The sequence below is a fragment of the Nocardioides ochotonae genome, assembly GCF_011420305.2.
In the GTDB taxonomy this organism is placed as follows: Bacteria; Actinomycetota; Actinomycetes; order Propionibacteriales; family Nocardioidaceae; genus Nocardioides; species Nocardioides ochotonae.
This window is the reverse complement of sequence record NZ_CP061769.1, coordinates 1,298,234-1,317,975: the sequence shown is the minus strand read 5'-3', so window position 1 is coordinate 1,317,975 and position 19,742 is coordinate 1,298,234. Positions and strand designations below refer to the sequence as shown.

The following is a 19,742-nucleotide window of genomic DNA, read 5'->3' as shown; positions in this document are numbered from 1 at the left end:
CAGCCCTGCGTGGGGGATTGGGCGCTGGTGGGACTGGCGGATCTATGCGGCTAGCGCCGGCCACTCATCACCATCGAATCCGAGCTGATCATGACACCGGAAGCGACCCAGTCGGGCTAACCCCGCCTGTCACCTGTTCGTGAAGCAGATCCGGCTCTAGCGCCTCATGCTCGAACCGGCCCGCGCCCTTCACTTACGACATTCCGAGTGCGTCCTGTTACTGCTGAGCACCGCCCCCGCCGACCTACGTCCGCCGATGGAACCTGACTCCCCCATCGGCCAACCGATCGGCTGCGAACCGCGGGTCGTGTGCCCGGTGATGATGGTGGGAGCAGAGGAGCAGCCCGTCGGCGAGGTCGGTGCGGCCGCCGGCCGCCCAGGGATCGCCGGCGTGGTGGGCTTCGCACCACGGTGCCGGAATGTGGCAGCCCTCGGCGCGGCACTCGCCGTCGCGGAGGGCCATGGCGCGGCGCTGGGCGCGGGTGAAGAGGCGTTGGGAGCGGCCGAGGTCGAGGACCTCGCCCTTGCCGCCGAGCACCGCGGGGACGATCTGGGCGGTGCAGGCGAGGCGGCGGGCCTCCTCGGCGGTGATCCGGTCGTGGGAGTCGCCCGGGGCGGGGTTGCCCAGCGTCGCGGTGGCGAGCTCGGCGCGCAGCGAGGCCAACGACATGGTCACCATCAGCGTGGTGGCGTCGCCGCCGTGGATCGGCAGGCGGGTCGGGTCGAGGGTCTCCAGCAGCTGGCAGAACGCCTGAGCGGCGCGACGGCCGTACGGCTCGCGCGGCGCCTGCGTGGCCTCCGGGGACGGGGAGGCGGCGTCGTCGCGGCGGGGGTTGGTGAAGGCGTGCAGGTAGGTCGCGAGCCGGGCAGCGTGCTCGTCGGGGATCAACCCGCTGATCCGGGTCGTGCCGTCACCGAGGGCGCGGAACCGCAGGCGCATGCGCCGACGGGCGGACGCCTCGAGGTCGGCCAGGCGGCGGGCCTCGGCGGCCTCCGCGATCTCGGGCGCGATCACGTCGAGGATCCGGCGGCCCAGGCGGCTCAGCTCGGTGGGGTCGAAGCGGTCGGCGTACTCCACCAGCACGGCCTCGGCCTGGTCGACCATCTCCGCGGACACCTCGCTCGGCAGCTTGGCCAGAGCGGCGGCGATGACGTGCGCCTGGTCGAGGTTGGCCCGTCCGTCGCGCAGCGCACCCGCCAGCACCGGCCGGTCCTCGAGCGCCAGGGCGAGCCGGAGCTCGGCGGCGCAGTCGCCGCGGCGCCGGTGCGTGGCGACCGCGGCCCACGCCCCTGCGTCCCGCGCGCCCGACTCGTCGGCGACGTCGCCGGCGTCGGCGGTGACCCGCAGCCGCAGCTCCGCCACCCGGGCCTCCACCGCGGCGAGCTCCACCAGCGCGGCCGCCTTGTCAGGGGTGGTCATGAAGGCCGGGTTGACGTCGGCGACGGACTTCAGCGCAACCTCGATCTCGCGGGCGGCGAGGCGGATCGGGTGAGCCATGCGAGCCTCCGAGAGCTGCGGGATGACACTGTCAAGTCTAGTCGAACGTGCGTTCGAGGTCGAGGGGTTTACCCCATCTGTGCACTGCCGACGTGGTTGCCGCTCTGGGGCCCGAAGTGCGCCCGTTCCACCGTGGCTGCCCCAGACTGGGCGCATGTCGAAGGTCAGAGCGGCAACGACAGCGGACCCGGCCCGATGGCTGCGTCGCTCCGACGTCGGTTGGTGGGACCTCGTTCGCTACGGCCCACCCGGCTTCGACGTCTACGTGCGGATCGCCTTCGCTGACGACGCCGACCAGGACGGCGAAGAGCCTGCCGTGCGCACAGCACTCGCGACCTTGGCGGGTCACACGACGACGCCCCAGAGCGGCTACGCCGCGATCTGGGAGGGCTGGACGAGTCGGGGGCGGATCCCCGAGGCCCCGCGCGTGGCGATCCCGCATCGACGGATGCTGCTCTTCACCGGTCCCGTCAGCGAGCTCAGGGACGCGCCGGCGCTGGCGTGGTACGGCTCCGCTCAGGACCAGCTTGCAGCACCTCACCTCGTCTGGCCCGAGGACCAGGCGTGGTGCCTGGCCTGCGAGGTCGACGAGGAGATCGAGTTCACCGTGGGCTGCTCGGTCGAGGCCGCCCGCGCCCTGGCACGGGCGCTACCCGGGGCGGTCCGAAAGGTGCGCTACGGCGAGGACGTGCCGCTGTACCGCGACTAGGCCAGGCCTAACCCGCAGTGACGCCAAGCAGCGCCTCGCCGTACTTCTCGAGCTTGGCGGCACCCAGCCCGGAGATCCCGGCGAGCTGCTCACGGACCGTGGGACGCACGGCCGCGATCTGGCGCAGCGTGGCGTCGTGGAACACGACGTACGCCGGGAGGCCGGCCTCCTTGGCGGTCGCGGCGCGCCAGGCGCGGAGCTGCTCGAAGAGCTGCTCCCCCGCCGCGTCGAGTGGTACGTCGTCGGGCTTGGCCTTCCGCGAGGACGACCGCGAGCGGTGGGTCGAGGACGGCGCGACCTCGTGGCGCAGGCGCACCTCGCGCTCGCCACGCAGCACGGCGGAGGAGTCCTCGGTGAGCTCGAGCGTCCCGTAGCCGTCGTCGCCCACGGTCAGCAGCCGCTGCGCGAGGAGCTGTCGTACGACGCCGCGCCACTGCCTCTCGTCGAGCTCGGTGCCGATGCCGTAGACGCTCAGCGAGGTGTGGTCGAGGTTGACGATCCGCTCGTTGGTCTTGCCGAGCAGGATGTCGATGACGTGGCCGGCGCCGTAGCGCTGGCGGCGCTGGGCGAGGCGGACGATCGCGGAGAGGAACTTCTGGGCGGCGACGGTGCCGTCCCAGGTCTCCGGCGGCGCCGTGCACGTGTCGCAGTTGCCGCAGGCCGAGCCGCCGGGCTGGCCGAAGTAGGCCAGCAGCTGCCCGCGGCGGCACTCCACGGTCTCGCAGAGGGCGAGCATCGCGTCGAGGTTGGCCCCGAGGCGGCGCTTGTGGGCGGCGTCGCCGTCGGAGGTCTGCACCATCTTGCGCTGCTGCACGACGTCGGCGAGCCCGTAGGCCAGCCAGGCCGTGGCCGGGTTGCCGTCGCGCCCCGCGCGGCCGGTCTCCTGGTAGTAGCCCTCGACCGACTTCGGCAGGTCGAGGTGCGCGACGAACCGCACGTCGGGCTTGTCGATGCCCATCCCGAAGGCGATGGTCGCGCAGATGACCAGCCCGGGCTCGCGCAGGAAGCGGGACTGGTGCTCCGCGCGCTGCCGGGCGTCCATGCCGGCGTGGTAGGGCAGCGCCGGGATCCCGTTGCGGGAGAGGAACTGCGCGGCCTCCTCCACCGAGCGCCGCGACAGGCAGTAGACGATGCCCGAGTCCCCGGCGTGCTCGGTGCGCAGCAGCTCCAGCAGCTGCTGGCGTGGGTTGTCCTTGGCCACGATGCGGTACTCGATGTTGGGCCGGTCGAACGACGACACGAACACCCGCGCCCCGCCGAGGCCGAGCCGGGCCACGATGTCGGCCCGGGTCGCCTCGGTGGCGGTCGCGGTCAGCGCGATCCGGGGCACCTCGGGCCACCGCTCCCCCAGCATCGCGAGCGCCAGGTAGTCGGGCCGGAAGTCGTGGCCCCACGACGACACGCAGTGCGCCTCGTCGATCGCGAACAGCGAGATCGTGCCGCGCTCCAGCAGCGCCACGGTCGAGGGCACCGAGAGCCGCTCGGGGGCCAGGTAGAGCAGGTCGAGCTCCCCCGCGACGTACGCCGCCTCGACCGACCGGCGCTCCTCGGCCGACTGCGTGGAGTTCAGGAACGACGCGCGGACGCCGAGCGCCTCCAGCGCGTCGACCTGGTCCTGCATCAGCGCGATGAGCGGGGAGATGACGATCCCCGTGCCGGGCCGCACCAGCGCCGGGATCTGGTAGCACAGCGACTTGCCGCCACCGGTGGGCATCAGCACCAGCGCGTCCCCGCCCGCGACGACGGTGTCGATGATCTGGGCCTGGTCTCCCCGGAAGGCGTCGTAGCCGAAGACCCGGGAGAGGACCTCGGCCGGCGTGTGCGTCGTCATCGGGGCCCATCGTGCCGCCTGGCTCCGACGGTACGGCGGGGACCCTCCCGGATCAGCGACCTGGATCCCACTCCCGCCCGTCTGCCGGCTCGGGCTCAGAAGCCGTTGGCGGCCGTCTTCGCCGGCGGGCGCGGGGCGCGCAGCCAGGCCTCGAAGAAGGCGTCGAGGTCCTCGCCACTGACGTCCTCGGCGAGCGCGATGAACTCCTCGGTGGTGCCGTGGCCGTCCTCGCGGTCCTGCACCCAGGTGCGCAGGAGGTCGCGGAAGTCGTCGTCACCGATGCGGTGCCGCAGCGCCTGGAGGGCCATCCCCCCGCGCAGGTAGACGGGCGTGGAGAAGATCCGCTTCGGGCCCGGGTCGTCGACCTGCACCTGCCAGAAGCTCGGCTCGCCCACCAGGGCGTCACGCTGCTCGACCAGCCAGTCCTGCCCGTCGCGACCACCGTGCTTCTCGGTCCACAGCTTCTCCATGAACGTCGCCGCACCCTCGTTGAGCCAGATGTCGCGCCACCGGGCGAGCGCCACGGAGTCCCCGAACCACTGGTGGGCGATCTCGTGGACCACCGTCACCACCCGCTCGGTCTGCAGGACCGGGTACGTCGGGCGGGTCTGGTTCTCCAGCGCGAAGCCCGGGCGCAGCGAGGTCGTGAGCCCGCCGGTGCTCTCGAACGGGTAGTCGCCGAGCACCGTCTCGGTCCACTCGGTGATCGCCGGGGTCCGCTTCATCAGCCGCATCGCGCGCCGGGCGACCGGCCGGGGCAGCTCCTTCGACACCGCGACGTACCACGGCAGACCGTCGTGTACGCCGCGTGCCACGGCGTACCGCCCGGCCGCGAAGAACGCGAGGTAGGGCGCCATCGGGTCCGCCGAGCGCCAGTGCGTCGTCGCGCGCGCCCCGTGGACCCGCCGGTCGACGAGCGTCCCGTTGGAGACGACCTGCTTGTGGCGCGGCACCGTCACCCGCACGTCCATCGTGGCCTTGTCGAGCGGGTGGTCGTTGGCGGGGAACCACCACGGCGCCATGTGCGGCTGGTTCATCGTGACCACCTCCTCGGCGTCGGCGAGCCAGTTGCTCTCACCGGCGTAGGACACCGGCCCCGGGCGACCCGCGTAGCGGACCTCCACGGTCACCACCCGCCCCTCGGCGAGCGGGCGGCGCGGGGTGATCTTCAGCTCGTGGGGCCGCGGGCGCTCGACGCGCGCCGGGCGTCCGTCGATCCGCACCGAGCGCACCGGCACCAGCAGGTCGAGGTGGAAGCTGGACAGCGACCGGGTGGCCTCCAGGCGCACGTCGGTGTGCCCCCGCAGCATCCCGCTGTCGAAGTCGTAGGCGACGCGCACGTCGTAGTGACGCACGTCGATCCCGCCGTTGCCGTCCAGCGGGAAGTAGGGGTCGCCGATGCCCGCCGCACCCGGCACCGGGTCCGCGACCAGCGCCACGGACGGGCCGGCGAGCAGCGGCGGGATCAGCAGGGCCGGGGCCACCAGCGCGGCGAGCCGGCGAAGCACGGGAGTGGGCATCTCCTCAACGTACTCCCGCGGACCGCTGGTCGCGACGGGTCGGAGCGTGTATAACAAGACTAAGTCAGTGGACTTTATCTAGCACCGCTCATCCAGCACCGTGGGAGGGACCATGAGCCTCGAAGACCGCCGCGATGCCGCCCCCGCCCGCCGGGTCACCGCCGACGACGTGACCGATGCCGTGCTGTGCGGCTCCTGGGTCATCGACCTGCGGGATCGACAGCGGTACGCCGAGGCGCACGTGCCCGGCACCGTGAACGTCGAGTGGTCGGCCGACTTCGCGACGTACGTCGGCTGGCTGGTGCCCTGGCACGACGACATCGTGCTGCTCAGCGACTCCCCCGACCTCCTCGAGCCGGCCCTGCGCGACCTGGCCCGGATCGGGATCGAGGGCGTCGGCACCCACGTGCTGTCGCCCGAGCCGCCCCCGGCCAGCTATCGCCGCGTCGAGTGGGCCGACTACCTGGCCGCAGACCCCACGCATCGCCGGGTGCTGGTCGACGTGCGCGAGGCCGACGAGCACGAGCGGGCGCACCTGCCCGGCGCGGTGCACGTCCCACTCCACGACGTCGAGCGGATCGGTCCCACCCTGCCCTCCGGCGAGATCTGGGTGCACTGCCGCTCCGGGCGCACCGCCGCGATCGCGGCCAGCCTGTTCCAGCGCCTCGGGCGCGCGGTCGTGCACATCGACGACAGCTGGGACCGGGTGGCCGACCGCGCGGTGGCCTCGGGCACCCGGGCCGCCTGAGGCGGCGCAAAACCGGTTGCCCGCGCCGGCCCGCGCCGACCATGCTGGCGGCGAGCGGGCCCACGAGGGGCTCACCGCGAGAGGAGCGTGACATGACCACGACTGTCACCGGCGCACCCACCGCCGTCCCGGCCACCGGCCTCCCCTCGAGCACACGGAGCACCCCTCGTCATGCCCCAGGACTTCGCACCTGACCCGTCCACCCCCGTTCCCCCCGCCCTCGACCCGTCCTTCGTCTGCGACTTCCAGGCGTACGACGACCCGACGGGCCCCGGCCGCCGCTGGTCCACCTGGTACGCCGTGGAGGCGCTCGCCCGCGGGCCCGAGCCGCGCCCCGGCTGGGTGGTGACCTCCCAGGGCGCCGTCGACACCGACCTCGGCATCCTCAAGACCGGCAAGGAGGCGGACGTCTTCCTGCTCGAGCGGGCCGACCCGCGCGAGCCCGACGTCGGGGTGGTGATGGCCGCGAAGCGCTACCGCGCGCCCGAGCACCGCACCTTCCACCGCGCCGCGACGTACACCGAGGGACGCACGACCCGCCGCTCCCGCGACCGCCGCGCGATCGCGCGCAAGAGCACCTTCGGTCGCCAGGTCGCCGCCGGCGAGTGGGCCGCCTCGGAGTGGGAGGCGCTGCGGCGGCTGTGGACCCTCGGCCTGCCGGTCCCCTACCCCGTGCAGGTCGACGGCACCGAGATCCTGATGGAGTGGATCACCGTCGACGACGGCGACGGACCCCGCAGCGCCCCGCGCCTGGCCCAGACCCGCCCGTGCGTGGAGCAGGCCGCGGACTGGTTCGAGCAGCTGCGCGTCGCGCTGGTCACCATGACCGCCCACGGGATCGTGCACGGCGACCTGTCCGCCTACAACGTGCTGGCCGCCGGCGAGCGCGTCGTGATCATCGACGTGCCGCAGACCGTGGACCTGGTCGGCAACCTCCAGGGCCCGGACTTCCTGCTGCGCGACTGCACCAACATCTGCACCTGGTTCCGCGCCCGCGGGCTGGAGGTCGACGAGCAGGCGCTGTTCGCCGAGCTGATGGCCCACGCGTACTGAGCGTCCGGGAGCGCTGTCCCGGCGCTCACGGCTCGATCGGGTCCCGGATGATCGGGCAGGTCATGCAGTGCCCGCCACCGCGACCGCGGCCGAGCTCGGCCCCCACGATCGTGAGCACCTCGATCCCGGCCGCACGCAGCAACGCGTTGGTCTGGGTGTTGCGGTCATAGGTGAAGACCACCCCCGGCTCGAGCGCGACCGCGTTGTTGCCGGAGTCCCACTGCTGGCGCTCGGACGCGTACACGTCGCCGCCGGTCTCGATCACCCGTAGCGCGGGCAGACCCATCGCCCGCGCCACGACGTCGACGAACCGGGCCTCCCCCTCGTCGACGACCTCCACACCCGGCGCCCGGTCCGAGGGCCGGAGCGAGAAGGTGTGGATGGCGTCCACGATCGCCGGGTAGAGCGTCACCACGTCGCGATCGACGAAGGTGAACACGGTGTCCAGGTGCATCGCCGCGCGCAGCTTCGGCATCCCGGCGACCACCACCTGCCGCGCCGCACCCGACGCGAACAGCGCCGCAGCGACCTGCGTGATCGCCTGGCGCGAGGTCCGCTCACTCATGCCCATCAGCACCACGCCGTCACCGACCGGCATGACGTCGCCGCCCTCGAACGTCGCCTGTCCCCAGTCCCGGTCCGCATCGCCCCACCAGACGGTGGAGCCCACGAAGTCCGGATGGAAGCCGTAGATCGCCTGGTAGAGCAGCGTCTCGTCGTGCCGCGCCGGCCAGTAGAGCGGGTTCAGGGTCACCCCGCCGTAGAGCCAGCACGTCGTGTCACGGGTGTAGAGGGTGTTGGGGAGCGGCGGCATCAGGTAGTCGCGCGCCCCGATCGCCTCCCGCGCCAACGCGACGTACCCGGAGCGGAAGTCCTCGGGCAGGTCACTGGTCGCCAGACCGCCGATGAGCAGCTCGGCCAGCCGAGCCGTGTCGAGCTGATCGAGGAACCCGCGGGTGCCGTCCACCAGGCCCAGCCCGACCTGGTTCGCGGTCACCTTGCGGTCCAGGACCCAGTCCCGGGCCCCGGGAACCGCCAGTGTCTGGGCGAGTACGTCGTGCAGCTCGACGACCTCGACGCCGCGGGTGGTCAGGTCGGCGACGAACGCGGCGTGGTCCCGCTGGGCGTTCTCGACCCACAGCACGTCGTCGAAGAGCAGGTCGTCGGAGTTCGTCGGGGTCAGGCGCCGGTGGGCCAGCCCCGGACGGCACACCATGACCTTGCGCAGGCGCCCGACCTCGGAGTGCACGCCGTAGGACGCCGCCCCGGTGGTGAGCGTCGGGTCGCCGGCGGGGGCGGATGTCGTCGTGGGATTCACGGTGGGCCCTTTCATCAGAGGAGCTCGGGGTGGTTCACAGCTCGATCCAGCCCGTCACCAGCCCCGCGACACCGACGCCGGCGCCGAGGATCGAGAGCGCGAAGATCACCAGCTCCCCGGATGAGAACAGCCGGCGGCCCTGCTCGCGCCGCGTCATCACGAACAGGACCGTGGCGCAGGCGTAGATGATGAAGGACAGCAGCAACAGGTCCAGCCCGGCCGCCCACAGCAGGAAGGTGAGGTAGAGCGTCGCGAGCGCCGCGACGACGTACTCGCGCGTGTGGCCCTCGGGCCGATCCGCGTAGGTCTCCCGGGTGACCGCGAGCTTGAGTGCGTACGCCGCCGCGAGCAGCAGCGGGATGAGGGAGAGGGCCGCGGTCAGGTCGAGCGCGAAGTTGAAGGCGTCCTCGGAGAACATCGTGACCACCAGCACCACCTGCACGAGCACCGTGGTCATCAACAGCGCCGGGCCCGGCACGTCCGCGGCGTTGGTCCGACCGAGGAACCGCGGCATGTCGTGGTCGGCGGCGGCGACGTAGAGGACCTCCGCCGCCATCAGCGTCCAGGCCAGGTAGGCGCCCAGGACCGAGACGAGCAGGCCCACGCTGATGAAGACCTTGCCCCACTCCCCGACCGCCTCCTCCAGCACCCCGGCCATCGACGGCTGGCGCAGCTCGGCGATCTCCGCCGCCGGCATGACGCCGTAGGACACGATCGTGACCGAGGCGAAGATCGACAGCACCATCACGAACCCCAGCACGGTCGCGCGCCCGACGTCCTCGCGTCGGCGCGCGTGACGGGAGTAGACGCTGGCGCCCTCGACGCCGAGGAAGACGAAGACGGTGGCCAGCATGGTCCCGCGCACCTGGTCCGGCAGCGAGCCCAGGTCGCCGTGGCCGGACCAGTTGTCGGCGAAGACCGCCGGGTCCAGGACGAACAGCGCCAGCACCATGAAGACCAGGATCGGGACCACCTTGGCCACGGTCACGACCCGGTTGATGGCCGCCGCCTCGCGAACCCCACGCCGGATCAGCAGGTAGAACACCCAGACGCCGACCGAGCTGATGGCCGCGGCGAGCAGGGTGTCGCCGTCGCCGAGGCCCGGCACGACCGCCCCGATCGTCGACATGATCAGCACCCAGTAGGTCACGTTGCCCACGCAGGAGCTGGCCCAGTAGCCGAACGCGGAGAAGAAGCCCAGGTACTCCCCGAAGCCGGCCTTCGCGTAGGCGTACACCCCCGCGTCGAGCTGTGGCTTGCGCACCGCCAGGTTCTGGAACACCAGCGCCAGCATGAGCATCCCGGACCCGGCGATGACCCAGGCGATCAACGCGCCGGCCACGCCGGTCTCGGCCGCGAAGCGACGGGGAAGCGAGAACACCCCCGCACCGACCATCGAGCCCACGACCAGCGCGGTCAACGTCAGCATCGACAGCTTGTGCGCATGCGCCACGGTCGCCTCGGTCGTGGTCATGGCACCCCCGGGTGCGCTGCGATGGTGGGGAGACCGTTGTACTCCCGCTCGGCTCCGGTGTACAGCGATGTCTGGCCCGCTAGGTTCGCAGGGTGAAGCAGCACCGCGGCCGCGTCGTCGACGTCGATTCCCTCGCCGACCTCGACCGGCGCCTGGCGGCGGGGGCGCGCTCGCTGTCGGGGTGGCGGGTCCGCGGCCTCGACCTGACCGGTCGCACCGAGGAGCTGCGCACGCGCAAGCTCGCCGGGGCGACGTTCCTGGGCTGCACCTGGCCCCCGGGCGAGGCCGAGCGGGCACGCGCGGCCGGGGCGCTCGTGCTCCCCGCACCGCCCACCTCGACGCCGGACCGCGCCCTGGACCTCGACCGCACCTCGCTGTACAGCGTCGAGGACCTCTACGACGCCCCGACCTGGGCGGCCTCCTTCGACGGGCGCGCCTACGCCTGGTCGCGGCGCCCCGCCACGGCGGACTCCGCGCTGCGCAAGGCGCTGCACGACCACGCGATCGACCAGGCGCTCCAGGCGTGGGCGGCCCGGCGGCAGGTCGTGGGGGTCATGGGCGGGCACGCCGCCCGGCGCGGCGACCCGACCTACCGCGACGCCGCCCGCCTGGCCCAGGTGCTCGGCAGCAGCCTCGCGGTGGCCACCGGCGGTGGGCCCGGCGCGATGGAGGCGGCCAACCTCGGCACCTGGTACGCCGCGGCCGGCCCGACGGGCCTCGACGAGGCGGTGGAGCGGCTGTCCGCGGTGCCGGCGTACCGGCCCTCGATCGACGCGTGGGTCGCCAGCGCCCGGGCCGTGCGCGCGGAGGTGGCCCCGGGCGGCGACTCGCTGGGCATCCCGACCTGGCACTACGGCCACGAGCCGCCCAACCTGTTCGCGACGGCGGTCGCGAAGTACTTCCGCAACGCCACCCGCGAGGCGATCCTGCTGGAGGTCTGCGACGCCGGGATCGTGTTCCTGCCCGGCGCCGGGGGCACGGTGCAGGAGGTCTTCCAGGACGCCTGCGAGAACTACTACGCCGACGAGTCCTCGCTGGCGCCGATGGTGCTGCTCGGGCGGGAGTACTGGACCACGACGCTGCCGGCGTGGCCGCTGCTGCGGGCGCTCGCGCGCGGCCGGGCGATGGAGGACCACGTCCACCTCGTCGACACCGTCGAGGAGGCGACCGCGATCCTGCGCGCGGGCGCCTGAGGAACCCTCAGTCCTCGGTGGCGGCCAGCTGCCCGCAGGCGCCGTCGATCTCCCGGCCGCGGGTGTCGCGGACCGTCGTGGGGATGCCCTTGGCCTCCAGGCGGCGTACGAACTCGCGCTCGTCGGCGGGGTCCGACGCGGTCCACTTCGAGCCCGGCGTCGGGTTCAGCGGGATCAGGTTGACGTGCACCCAGCCCCAGTCGCCGTAGGACCGCAGCACGTCGCCGAGCAGGTCGGCGCGGTGTCCCTGGTCGTTGATGCCGCGCATCATGGCGTACTCGATCGAGACCCGGCGCTTGGTCGTGCGCGCGTAGTTCCACGCCGCCTCGACCGTCTCGGCGACCGAGAAGCGGGTGTTGATCGGCACCAGCTCGTTGCGCAGCTCGTCGTCGGGCGCGTGCAGGCTCAGCGCGAGGGTGACCGGGATCCCCTCGTCGGCGAGCTGGTAGATCCGCGGGACCAGGCCCACGGTGGAGACGGTGATACCGCGCGCGGACATGCCCAGGCCGTCGGGCGAGGGGTCGGTGAGGCGCCGGATGGTGCCGATGACCGCCTTGTAGTTGGCGAGCGGCTCCCCCATGCCCATGAAGACCACGTTGGAGACCCGGCCCGGGCCGCCCGGGACCTCGCCGCGGGCCAGCGCCCGGGCACCGGCGACGACCTGCTCGACGATCTCGGCGGTGGACATGTTGCGCTGGAGGCCGCCCTGGCCGGTGGCGCAGAACGGGCAGGCCATGCCGCAGCCGGCCTGGCTGGAGACGCACATCGTGGCCCGGTCGGGGTATCGCATCAGCACGGACTCGACGAGCGCGCCGTCGAACAGCTTCCACAGCGTCTTGCGGGTGGTGCCCTTGTCGGCCTCGAGGGTGCGCAGCGGCGTCATCAGGTCGGGCAGCAGCGCCGCGACCAGGTCCGCGCGCTGGGCGGCGGGGAGGTCGGTCATCTGCTCCGGGTCGTCGACGAGCCGGGCGAAGTAGTGGGTCGAGAGCTGCTTGGCCCGGAAGCCGGGCAGGCCGTGCTCCTCCAGCAGCGCCTTGCGACCGGCGGGGTCGAGGTCGGCGAGGTGGCGCGGCGGCTTCTTGCGGCCGCGGGGCTCCTCGAAGACCAGCGGGAGCGTGGTGGCTCCGGAGGGGGCGGCGGCGGGGGGCGTCTCAGACATCGGGGCCGATTCTCCCACCGCGGTGGTGAGGGACGAAACCCAGAGCGTGCTGGCGCTCAGGCCTCGACGCGGTAGAGGATCCAGAGCACCAGCGCCGCCGATCCCAGCACCACCACCGCGGTGCTGAGCATCCCGAGCAGCAGGTAGCGCCCGAAGCGCTTGGTCCGCGGCACGAACGCCAGCGTCACCGGGACCGCCAGCGCGAGGAGCACCAGCGGGAACAGCTCCTCGGCGGTCTCCTGGTCGGTCACCAGCCGCAGCAGGGCGGCGTACGTGCCCGGGACGACGACGACCAGCACGAGGCCGGTGAAGAACCCTGCCAGTGCGGTGAACGTCGGGTGGTCGCGGTGCCACCAGCCGGTCTTGCCGGCCGGCGGGGCTGGCTCGGCGGGCGCCGCGGGCTCGGCCGGCGCGACAGGCTCGGTGGGCCCGGTCGCCGCTGGCTCCGGCTGCAGGGGTGCCTGTTCGTCGGTGCTCACTGGAGCGAGCGTAGCGGCTCGGGCAGGGTGATCACGTCGGGCATGCCGAGGCGCGCCCAGCGGTCGAGATCGGGTGCGGAGCCGGTCAGCTCGGCCGCGAGCAGGGTCCACGCGGTGCCGTGCCCGACGAGCACGACGTCGGTGCCGGCGTGGGCGTGCCGGATCGGTCGTACGGCGGCCAGCAGCCGCTCCCGGGTCGCGGCGAGCGGCTCCCAGCCCGGGTGGGCCGGGGCGTCGGGGTCGGCGAACGCCCGCCGCACCGTCGCCTCGAGGTCCTCGACCCACACGGCGCCGCGCTCCTGCTCGCGCAGCCCGTCGAGGATGCCGACGTCGCCTTCGGTGAGCAGCTGGCAGGTCGCGACCGCCTTGGGCTCCGGGGAGGTGAACCACTCGGCGTCGTCCTGCGGGAGCCGCTCACGCAGCGCCCAGACGTCGTCGAAGCCGGCCGGGTCGAGCTCCCAGGACGCCGCGGGCGTGGCCGGGTCGATCAGCGGCCGTCCGTGCCGGACCAGGAAGAAGGTCATCGCGGGATCAGAAGACCGCGTAGTGCAGGAGCAGCCAGATCGGCGCGATCGTGGCCAGCAGGGAGTCGAGGCGGTCCATCAGGCCGCCGTGGCCCGGGATCACCTGGCTCATGTCCTTGATGCCGAGGTCGCGCTTGATCACCGACTCGCACAGGTCGCCCAGGGTCGCCATCACCACCGCGATCAGGCCGAGCGCGATGCCCACCCACCAGTCGCCCTCGAGGAGGTAGGTGACCAGCGCCCAGCCCGCCACGACGGTGAAGACGATGGAGCCGGCGAAGCCCTCCCAGGACTTCTTCGGGGAGATGACCGGGGCCATCGGGTGCTTGCCGAAGAGCACGCCCGCGGCGTACCCGCCGGTGTCCGAGGCGATCGTGACCAGCACGAAGACGAGGATGCCCTTGACGCCGTCGTTGTCGAACCCGCCGCCGGTGGTGCCGCCCTCGGCGAGCATCAGTGCCACGAACGAGCCGAGGAACGGCACGTAGATGACGGTGAAGACCGCGGCCGTGGCGTTCTTGACGTAGCCGTCGATCCCGCGGCGCAGCAGCCACAGCATGATCGCCAGCGCGGTCACGGCGGTGGCCGTGACCAGCGCCGGGGCACCCCAGAAGTACGCCACCACCACCATCACGAGGCCGCCGACCATCATCGGCTGCTCGGGCAGGTCGATGTCCTTGGCGAGGAAGCCCTTGCGCAGCTCCCAGATCGCGACCACGACGGCGATCGCGACGATCACCATGAACAGGGTCTTCTCGACCATGAGGGAGGCGACGACGGCGCCGAGCAGGACGAACGCGGAGCCGAAGGCGGCGCGCAGGTCACGCCCGGCGCGGCCGTGGTCCTTGGGCTGCGCTGAGGTGGGTGGCATGAAGTTCAGACGAGTGCCGAGGTCTCAGACCTCGATCAGCTCGGCCTCCTTGTTCTTGAGCATCTCGTCGATCGCGTCGGTGTGCTTCTTGGTCAGGCCGTCGAGGCGCTTCTCGGCACCGGTGACGTCGTCCTTGCCGACCTCGCCGTCCTTCTCCAGGCGCTCGAGCTGCTGCTTGGCGTTGCGGCGCAGGTTGCGCACCGCCACGCGGCCGTCCTCGGCCTTGCCGCGGGCGACCTTGATGTACTCCTTGCGGCGCTCCTCGGTGAGCTCGGGGAACACGCAGCGGATCACCTTGCCGTCGTCGGCGGGGTTGACGCCGAGGTCGGAGTCGCGGATCGCCTTCTCGATGTTCTTCATCGCGCCCTGGTCGAACGGCGCGACCAGGATGGTGCGCGCCTCGGGGGCGGTGAAGGAGGCGAGCTGCTGGATCGGGGTCGGCGAGCCGTAGTAGTCGACCACGATCTTGCTGAACATGTTCGGGTGAGCACGCCCCGCGCGGATCGCGGCGAACTCCTCGCGGGTGGACTCCACCGACTTGCCCATCTTGGCGTCGGCCTCGTTGAGGATGTCGTTGATCACGGGGTGCTCCTGTGTGTTCGCTGCTGCTCGGTGGGGGTGAGGTGCGGCCGTGCGCGGGAGGAGGGGCGCGTCAGCCGCGCGAGACCGTCGTACCGATCTTCTCACCCGAGACCGCGCGGGCGATCGTGCCGGGCGTGGAGAGGTTGAAGAAGACCATGTCGACGTTGTTGTCGCGGGCCAGGCTGACGGCCGTCGCGTCGGCGACCTTGAGGTCGCGCGCCATGAACTCGTCGTAGGTGAGGGTGTCGAACTTGACCGCGCCGGGATTGGTCTTGGGGTCGGAGTCGTAGACGCCGTCCACGCCCTGCTTGCCCATCAGGATGACCTCGCAGCGGGTCTCCAGCGCTCGCTGGGCCGCGACCGTGTCGGTGGAGAAGAACGGCATGCCGGCCCCGGCGCCGAAGATCACGACACGGCCCTTCTCGAGGTGGCGGATCGAGCGGCGCGGGATGTAGGGCTCCGCGACCTGACCCATCGTGATGGCGGTCTGGACGCGGGTCTCGACGCCGTTCTTCTCGATGAAGTCCTGGAGCGCCAGGCAGTTCATGACCGTGCCGAGCATGCCCATGTAGTCCGCGCGGGCGCGCTCCATGCCGCGCTGCTGGAGCTCGGCGCCCCGGAAGAAGTTGCCGCCGCCGACCACGATCGCCACCTGGGTGCCGGAGCGGGCGACGTCGGCGATCTCGGCGGCGATGCCGTTGATGACATCGAGGTCGAGGCCGACCTGTCCGCCACCGAAGACCTCTCCGGACAGCTTGAGGAGGACACGGCGGTAACCAGTCACAGCAGGGGTTCCCTTCATCGGGGTAGTGCGGGAGAGATGCAAGAAGGCCGGTCCGCTGATCCTCGTGTGTGGGGGATCAAGCGGGACCGGCCTCCTCGTGACGTCTGGGGTGAAACCTAGTGGATCAGGCCCCGACCTCGAAACGGGCGAAGCGGGTCAGCTCGGTGCCGGAGTCCGCCAGCACCGCCTGGACCGACTTCTTGCTCTCCACGACGGAGGGCTGCTCCAGCAGGACGACGTCCTTGAAGAAGCCGTTGAGGCGACCCTCGGTGATCTTGGCGATCGCCTGCTCGGGCTTGCCCTCCTCGCGCGAGGTGGCCTCGGCGATCTCGCGCTCCTTGGCGACGACGTCCGCGGGGACCTCGTCACGGGTGAGGTACTTCGGGCGCATCGCGGCGACCTGCATCGCGGCGGCGCGCGCGGCGGCCTCGTCACCGGTGTACTCGACGATGACACCGACGGCCGGCGGCAGGTCCGCGGCACGACGGTGCATGTAGGTGACGACGTTGCCGTCGAAGTACGTCACGCGACCGAGCTCGATCTTCTCGCCGATGGAGACGGCCAGGTCGTTGACGACCTCGCCGACGGTCTTGCCGTTGAGCTCGACGGCCTTGAGGGCCTCGGCGTCGCCGATCTTGTTCTCGTTCGCGACGGCGGCGATCTGGTCGGCGGCGGCGATGAACGCGTCGTTCTTGGCGACGAAGTCGGTCTCGCAGTTGAGCTCGACGAGAGCACCACCGGCGGTGGCGACCAGGCCGGCGGAGGCCTCGCGCTCGGCGGCGCGCTCGGCCATCTTCTTGCCGCCCTTGATGCGCAGGATCTCGACGGCCTTCTCGAAGTCGCCCTCGGCCTCGGTGAGCGCCTTCTTGCAGTCCATCATGCCGGCGCCGGAGAGCTCACGGAGCTTCTTGACGTCGGCCGCGGAGATGTTAGCCATGGTGAGTCTTCCCTCTGTGTCGTCTGGTGGGGAGTCGGTACGGCTCGGCGACCGGACGGGCCTCGCGAGCCGGGCCACACGCGCAGCGGACCGCGGGCCGTCGGCCCGCGGTCGCTGCGTCGTACGGCTTGATCAGGCCTTCGCCTCGTCGGCGACCTCGGTCGCCTCCGCACCCTCGGTGGCGGGGGCAGCGGTCTCGGCGACCTCGGCGGCCTCCGCACCCTCGGAGGCGGCACCGGTGGCCTCCGACGCGGCAGCGTCGGTGGCGTCGGTGGCGGTCTCGGCGGCCTTCTCGGCGTCACCGGTCAGGAGCTCGCGCTCCCACTCGGCGAGCGGCTCGGCCGGCGTGGCGGTCTCGCCCTCGGCCTTGCCACCGGAGCGGGCGATGAGGCCCTCGGCGACGGCGTCGGCGACGACGCGGGTCAGCAGGCCGACGGCGCGGATCGCGTCGTCGTTGCCCGGGATCGGGAAGTCGACCTCGTCGGGGTCGCAGTTGGTGTCCAGGATGCCGATGATCGGGATCCGGAGCTTGCGAGCCTCCTCGACGGCGAGGTGCTCCTTCTTGGTGTCGACGATCCAGACGGCGGACGGGACGCGGCCCATCTCGCGGATGCCGCCCAGGGTCTTGTCGAGCTTGTCGCGCTCCCGCTTCATCTGCAGGAGCTCCTTCTTCGTGCGGCCCGAGCCGGCGACGTTGTCGAAGTCGACGTCGTCAAGCTCCTTGAGGCGGTTGATCCGCTGGTGCACGGTCTGGAAGTTGGTGAGCATGCCGCCCAGCCAGCGCTGGTTGACGTAGGGCATGCCAACGCGGGTCGCCTGCTCGGCGATCGCCTCCTGGGCCTGCTTCTTGGTGCCGACGAACATGATCGTCCCGCCCTTGGCCACGGTCTCCTTGATGAAGGCGTAGCTGCGGTCGATGTAGGCCAGCGACTGCTGCAGGTCGATGATGTAGATGCCGTTGCGCTCGGTCATGATGAAGCGCTTCATCTTCGGGTTCCAGCGACGGGTCTGGTGTCCGAAGTGGACGCCGCTCTCGAGGAGCTGGCGCATGGTCACGACTGCCATGGTGATTCTCTCTCCTGTGTGGGCCCACCGCCGTCGTGTGCGCCCTTCACCTGTTCGCGCAGGAGGGCCCACCGGCGAGGAGTCCGGTCGTTTTCAGTTCGTGCGATCCGGCGGGTGCCGTTCGCCCTGACGCCGGCGCGAGGTCCGACCCGGTTGCCCGGGACCGAGGACCGACGCCCACGGGTGGTCGGGCCCTGGAGCAGGGCCCGTCGTGGTCTGCCGACGTGCGAAGTCAATCCGTGCGTAGTCACACCGATTGCGCCGCCCAGCCTACGTGAGGACCCCGGCCCCCGACCAATCCGAGCCGCCGGACGCCCACAGCCCGTCGTCCGTGCCCGCTCCTCCCCCGCGCGCCCGCCGCCGGATCGTGCCGGGACCCGACGCGGCCGAGCCTTGCGGACATGGTGCACGCGGACGTCTCCCCCACGATCCCCTGCCGGCTGCGGACCGCCGTCGGCGGTCTCGCGCTGGCCTGCGTGCTGCTCCTCGGGGCGGCTCCTGCGAGCGCTGCCGACGACCCGGTGGGGGTGTGGCCGCTGGCCCCGGTGCCCGAGGTCGTCGCTCGCTTCGACCCGCCGGCGCAGCCGTGGGGGCCGGGGCACCGCGGGGTGGACCTGCTGGGGTCCCCCGGGGCGCCGGTGCGGGCGGCGCTGCCCGGCACCGTGTCGTTCGCCGGGCAGCTGGCCGGGCGGGGCGTGGTCGTCGTCGACCATGGCGCGACGCGCACGACGTACGAGCCGGTGACGGCGGGCCCGGACGTCGGTGCCGCCGTGCCGGCCGGAGGCGTGCTGGGGACCCTGGAGACCGCGGGCTCGCACTGCGCCCCGCGAGCGTGCCTGCACTGGGGCTGGATCGAGGGCGCGGAGACCTACCTGGACCCGCTGCGGCTCGTCGGCGGCGGACCGGTGCGGCTGCTGCCGCTGGCAGCTCCGCCCGAGGTCGTGCGTGCGGGGCCGCCCCCGCTGGGTGCGGCGCCGGCGGACCGGGGCGGTGCCGAGCCCGGGTGGCGCCCGCTCGCGGAGCGGGCCGTCGCGGCTCAGGCGCGGGGGTGCGCCTGCCGGTAGGCACTGCGCAGCCGTTCGCTGCTCACGTGGGTGTAGAGCTGGGTGGTCGCCAGCGAGGCGTGGCCGAGCAGCTCCTGCACCGAGCGCAGGTCGGCGCCGCCCTCGATGAGGTGGGTCGCGGCGCTGTGGCGCAGCCCGTGGGGGCCGATGTCGGGTGCGCCCGGCACCGCGCTGATGCGGCGGTGCACCAGGGTGCGGACCGCGCGCTGGTCGATGCGTCCGCCGCGGACGCCGAGGAACAGCGCCGGCCCGGAGTGGTCCTGGGCGAGCAGCGGGCGGCCCTGGTGCAGCCAGAACCGCAGGGCCCGGGCGGCCGGACGCCCGAACGGCACGGAGCGCTCCTTGCGTCCCTTGCCCAGCACCCGCACCAGCTGCCGGTCGTGGTCGAGGTCGTCGACGTCGAGGCCGACGAGCTCGCCGACCCGGATGCCGGTGGCGTAGAGCAGCTCCAGCATCGCCACGTCGCGCAGGCCGACCGGGCCGTCGTCGGCGAGGTCGGTGGCCGCGGCGATCAGGTCGCTGGCCTCGTCGGTGCGCAGCACCGCCGGCAGGGTCCGGTGCGCCTTCGGCGAGCCCAGGCTGGACCCGACGTCGGTGGGGATGCGCCCGGTGCGGGCCAGCCAGGCGGTGAAGACCCGGGCGGCCGTGGCCCGGCGCCCGATGGTGGTGCGGGAGCGACCGAGGGTCTGCTGCTTGGCCAGCCAGCTGCGCAGGGTGCGCAGGTCGAGCTCGGTGACCTCGGTGTGGCCCAGGCGCGAGGCGTGCTCGAGCATCCCGGCGACGTCGCCGAGGTAGGCACGGACGGTGTGCGGGGCGAGGTCGCGCTCGGAGACGAGGTGGCGCTCGTAGTCGCCGAGGATCCGGGCCATCGGCTCGGGCAGCGCGTCGTCCTCGGCGGCGGGTGCCCCGGCGCCGTCCTCGTCGGTCATGGGC

19 protein-coding genes are annotated in these 19,742 nt (G+C 72.4%); 5 read left to right on the top strand and 14 right to left on the bottom strand.

Features of this window, described 5'->3' with window-relative positions:
* Positions 1-244: 244 nt before the first annotated feature.
* Positions 245-1,498, bottom strand: coding sequence for an HNH endonuclease signature motif containing protein (locus tag HBO46_RS06420; protein ID WP_166140362.1), 1,254 nt, complete (start codon positions 1,496-1,498; stop codon positions 245-247).
* A 154-nt stretch (positions 1,499-1,652) separates the two neighbouring features.
* Here HBO46_RS06420 and HBO46_RS06415 point away from each other — a divergent pair, with 154 nt between their 5' ends.
* The gene (locus HBO46_RS06415) at positions 1,653-2,207 is read left to right on the top strand and encodes a hypothetical protein (protein ID WP_166140361.1); all 555 of its coding nucleotides are present in this window, start codon (positions 1,653-1,655) and stop codon (positions 2,205-2,207) included.
* Between the two features lie 7 nt (positions 2,208-2,214).
* Here the strand turns inward: HBO46_RS06415 and recQ are convergent, their stop codons facing one another.
* Complete coding sequence (gene recQ / locus HBO46_RS06410; protein ID WP_166140360.1) at positions 2,215-4,038, bottom strand: DNA helicase RecQ; 1,824 nt, start codon at positions 4,036-4,038, stop codon at positions 2,215-2,217.
* A 95-nt stretch (positions 4,039-4,133) separates the two neighbouring features.
* Positions 4,134-5,558 carry a M1 family metallopeptidase gene (locus tag HBO46_RS06405; RefSeq protein WP_166140359.1) on the bottom strand — a complete coding sequence of 475 codons (1,425 nt, stop codon included), beginning with the start codon at positions 5,556-5,558 and terminating at the stop codon, positions 4,134-4,136.
* 112 nt (positions 5,559-5,670) lie between these two features.
* Here HBO46_RS06405 and HBO46_RS06400 point away from each other — a divergent pair, with 112 nt between their 5' ends.
* Positions 5,671-6,306, top strand: a complete 636-nt coding sequence (locus HBO46_RS06400; RefSeq protein ID WP_166140358.1) for a rhodanese-like domain-containing protein — start codon at positions 5,671-5,673, stop codon at positions 6,304-6,306.
* Positions 6,307-6,477: 171 nt separating this feature from the next.
* Positions 6,478-7,359: a serine protein kinase RIO gene (locus tag HBO46_RS06395; protein WP_166140357.1), complete on the top strand. Its 882-nt coding sequence runs from the start codon at positions 6,478-6,480 to the stop codon at positions 7,357-7,359.
* Positions 7,360-7,384: 25 nt separating this feature from the next.
* On the opposite strand, the gene HBO46_RS06390 is transcribed toward HBO46_RS06395, so the two are convergent.
* Both HBO46_RS06390 and HBO46_RS06385 read right to left on the bottom strand, forming a co-directional pair.
* Positions 7,385-8,608, bottom strand: a complete 1,224-nt coding sequence (locus HBO46_RS06390; RefSeq protein ID WP_263457796.1) for an arginine deiminase — start codon at positions 8,606-8,608, stop codon at positions 7,385-7,387.
* A gap of 103 nt (positions 8,609-8,711) precedes the next feature.
* The gene (locus HBO46_RS06385) at positions 8,712-10,151 is read right to left on the bottom strand and encodes a basic amino acid/polyamine antiporter (protein ID WP_166140355.1); all 1,440 of its coding nucleotides are present in this window, start codon (positions 10,149-10,151) and stop codon (positions 8,712-8,714) included.
* A 92-nt stretch (positions 10,152-10,243) separates the two neighbouring features.
* Here HBO46_RS06385 and HBO46_RS06380 point away from each other — a divergent pair, with 92 nt between their 5' ends.
* Positions 10,244-11,344 carry an LOG family protein gene (locus HBO46_RS06380; RefSeq protein ID WP_166140354.1) on the top strand — a complete coding sequence of 367 codons (1,101 nt, stop codon included), beginning with the start codon at positions 10,244-10,246 and terminating at the stop codon, positions 11,342-11,344.
* A gap of 7 nt (positions 11,345-11,351) precedes the next feature.
* Here the strand turns inward: HBO46_RS06380 and rlmN are convergent, their stop codons facing one another.
* From rlmN to rpsB, 8 genes are all read right to left on the bottom strand, one after another.
* Positions 11,352-12,503, bottom strand: a complete 1,152-nt coding sequence (gene rlmN, locus HBO46_RS06375; RefSeq protein ID WP_166140353.1) for a 23S rRNA (adenine(2503)-C(2))-methyltransferase RlmN — start codon at positions 12,501-12,503, stop codon at positions 11,352-11,354.
* A gap of 56 nt (positions 12,504-12,559) precedes the next feature.
* Positions 12,560-12,982 carry a hypothetical protein gene (locus HBO46_RS06370; RefSeq protein ID WP_191480207.1) on the bottom strand — a complete coding sequence of 141 codons (423 nt, stop codon included), beginning with the start codon at positions 12,980-12,982 and terminating at the stop codon, positions 12,560-12,562.
* Positions 12,979-13,506, bottom strand: coding sequence for a histidine phosphatase family protein (locus HBO46_RS06365; protein WP_166140352.1), 528 nt, complete (start codon positions 13,504-13,506; stop codon positions 12,979-12,981). The genes HBO46_RS06370 and HBO46_RS06365 overlap by 4 nt, the downstream gene beginning before the upstream one ends.
* A gap of 7 nt (positions 13,507-13,513) precedes the next feature.
* Positions 13,514-14,377 (bottom strand): phosphatidate cytidylyltransferase, encoded by an 864-nt coding sequence (locus HBO46_RS06360; protein ID WP_166140351.1) that lies wholly within the window; start codon positions 14,375-14,377, stop codon positions 13,514-13,516.
* 24 nt (positions 14,378-14,401) lie between these two features.
* The gene (frr, locus tag HBO46_RS06355) at positions 14,402-14,956 is read right to left on the bottom strand and encodes a ribosome recycling factor (RefSeq protein ID WP_224769489.1); all 555 of its coding nucleotides are present in this window, start codon (positions 14,954-14,956) and stop codon (positions 14,402-14,404) included.
* A 73-nt stretch (positions 14,957-15,029) separates the two neighbouring features.
* Entirely contained in the window at positions 15,030-15,761 is a 732-nt protein-coding gene (gene pyrH / locus HBO46_RS06350; RefSeq protein ID WP_166140349.1) for a UMP kinase, read from the bottom strand.
* A gap of 106 nt (positions 15,762-15,867) precedes the next feature.
* Entirely contained in the window at positions 15,868-16,680 is an 813-nt protein-coding gene (tsf, locus tag HBO46_RS06345; protein WP_166140348.1) for a translation elongation factor Ts, read from the bottom strand.
* 132 nt (positions 16,681-16,812) lie between these two features.
* Positions 16,813-17,745 (bottom strand): 30S ribosomal protein S2, encoded by a 933-nt coding sequence (gene rpsB / locus HBO46_RS06340; protein WP_153322646.1) that lies wholly within the window; start codon positions 17,743-17,745, stop codon positions 16,813-16,815.
* 401 nt (positions 17,746-18,146) lie between these two features.
* Between rpsB and HBO46_RS06335 the strand changes: the two genes are divergently transcribed.
* On the top strand, positions 18,147-18,809 hold the full coding sequence (locus tag HBO46_RS06335; RefSeq protein ID WP_166140347.1) for a M23 family metallopeptidase: 663 nt from the start codon (positions 18,147-18,149) through the stop codon (positions 18,807-18,809).
* On the opposite strand, the gene HBO46_RS06330 is transcribed toward HBO46_RS06335, so the two are convergent.
* Positions 18,782-19,738, bottom strand: coding sequence for a tyrosine recombinase XerC (locus HBO46_RS06330; RefSeq protein ID WP_166140346.1), 957 nt, complete (start codon positions 19,736-19,738; stop codon positions 18,782-18,784). The two genes, HBO46_RS06335 and HBO46_RS06330, sit on opposite strands and share 28 nt — an antisense overlap.
* Between the last annotated feature and the right edge of the window lie 4 nt (positions 19,739-19,742).

Excerpts from the sequence above, each read along its gene's own strand:
- HBO46_RS06420 (WP_166140362.1), bottom strand. The coding sequence starts at position 1,498 with ATGGCTCACCCGATCCGCCTCGCCGCCCGCGAGATCGAGGTTGCGCTG.
- HBO46_RS06415 (WP_166140361.1), top strand. The coding sequence starts at position 1,653 with ATGTCGAAGGTCAGAGCGGCAACGACAGCGGACCCGGCCCGATGGCTG.
- recQ (WP_166140360.1), bottom strand. The coding sequence starts at position 4,038 with ATGACGACGCACACGCCGGCCGAGGTCCTCTCCCGGGTCTTCGGCTAC.
- HBO46_RS06405 (WP_166140359.1), bottom strand. The coding sequence starts at position 5,558 with ATGCCCACTCCCGTGCTTCGCCGGCTCGCCGCGCTGGTGGCCCCGGCC.
- HBO46_RS06400 (WP_166140358.1), top strand. The coding sequence starts at position 5,671 with ATGAGCCTCGAAGACCGCCGCGATGCCGCCCCCGCCCGCCGGGTCACC.
- HBO46_RS06395 (WP_166140357.1), top strand. The coding sequence starts at position 6,478 with ATGCCCCAGGACTTCGCACCTGACCCGTCCACCCCCGTTCCCCCCGCC.
- HBO46_RS06385 (WP_166140355.1), bottom strand. The coding sequence starts at position 10,151 with ATGACCACGACCGAGGCGACCGTGGCGCATGCGCACAAGCTGTCGATG.
- rlmN (WP_166140353.1), bottom strand. The coding sequence starts at position 12,503 with ATGTCTGAGACGCCCCCCGCCGCCGCCCCCTCCGGAGCCACCACGCTC.
- HBO46_RS06365 (WP_166140352.1), bottom strand. The coding sequence starts at position 13,506 with ATGACCTTCTTCCTGGTCCGGCACGGACGGCCGCTGATCGACCCGGCC.
- HBO46_RS06360 (WP_166140351.1), bottom strand. The coding sequence starts at position 14,377 with ATGCCACCCACCTCAGCGCAGCCCAAGGACCACGGCCGCGCCGGGCGT.
- pyrH (WP_166140349.1), bottom strand. The coding sequence starts at position 15,761 with ATGAAGGGAACCCCTGCTGTGACTGGTTACCGCCGTGTCCTCCTCAAG.
- tsf (WP_166140348.1), bottom strand. The coding sequence starts at position 16,680 with ATGGCTAACATCTCCGCGGCCGACGTCAAGAAGCTCCGTGAGCTCTCC.
- rpsB (WP_153322646.1), bottom strand. The coding sequence starts at position 17,745 with ATGGCAGTCGTGACCATGCGCCAGCTCCTCGAGAGCGGCGTCCACTTC.
- HBO46_RS06335 (WP_166140347.1), top strand. The coding sequence starts at position 18,147 with ATGGTGCACGCGGACGTCTCCCCCACGATCCCCTGCCGGCTGCGGACC.
- HBO46_RS06330 (WP_166140346.1), bottom strand. The coding sequence starts at position 19,738 with ATGACCGACGAGGACGGCGCCGGGGCACCCGCCGCCGAGGACGACGCG.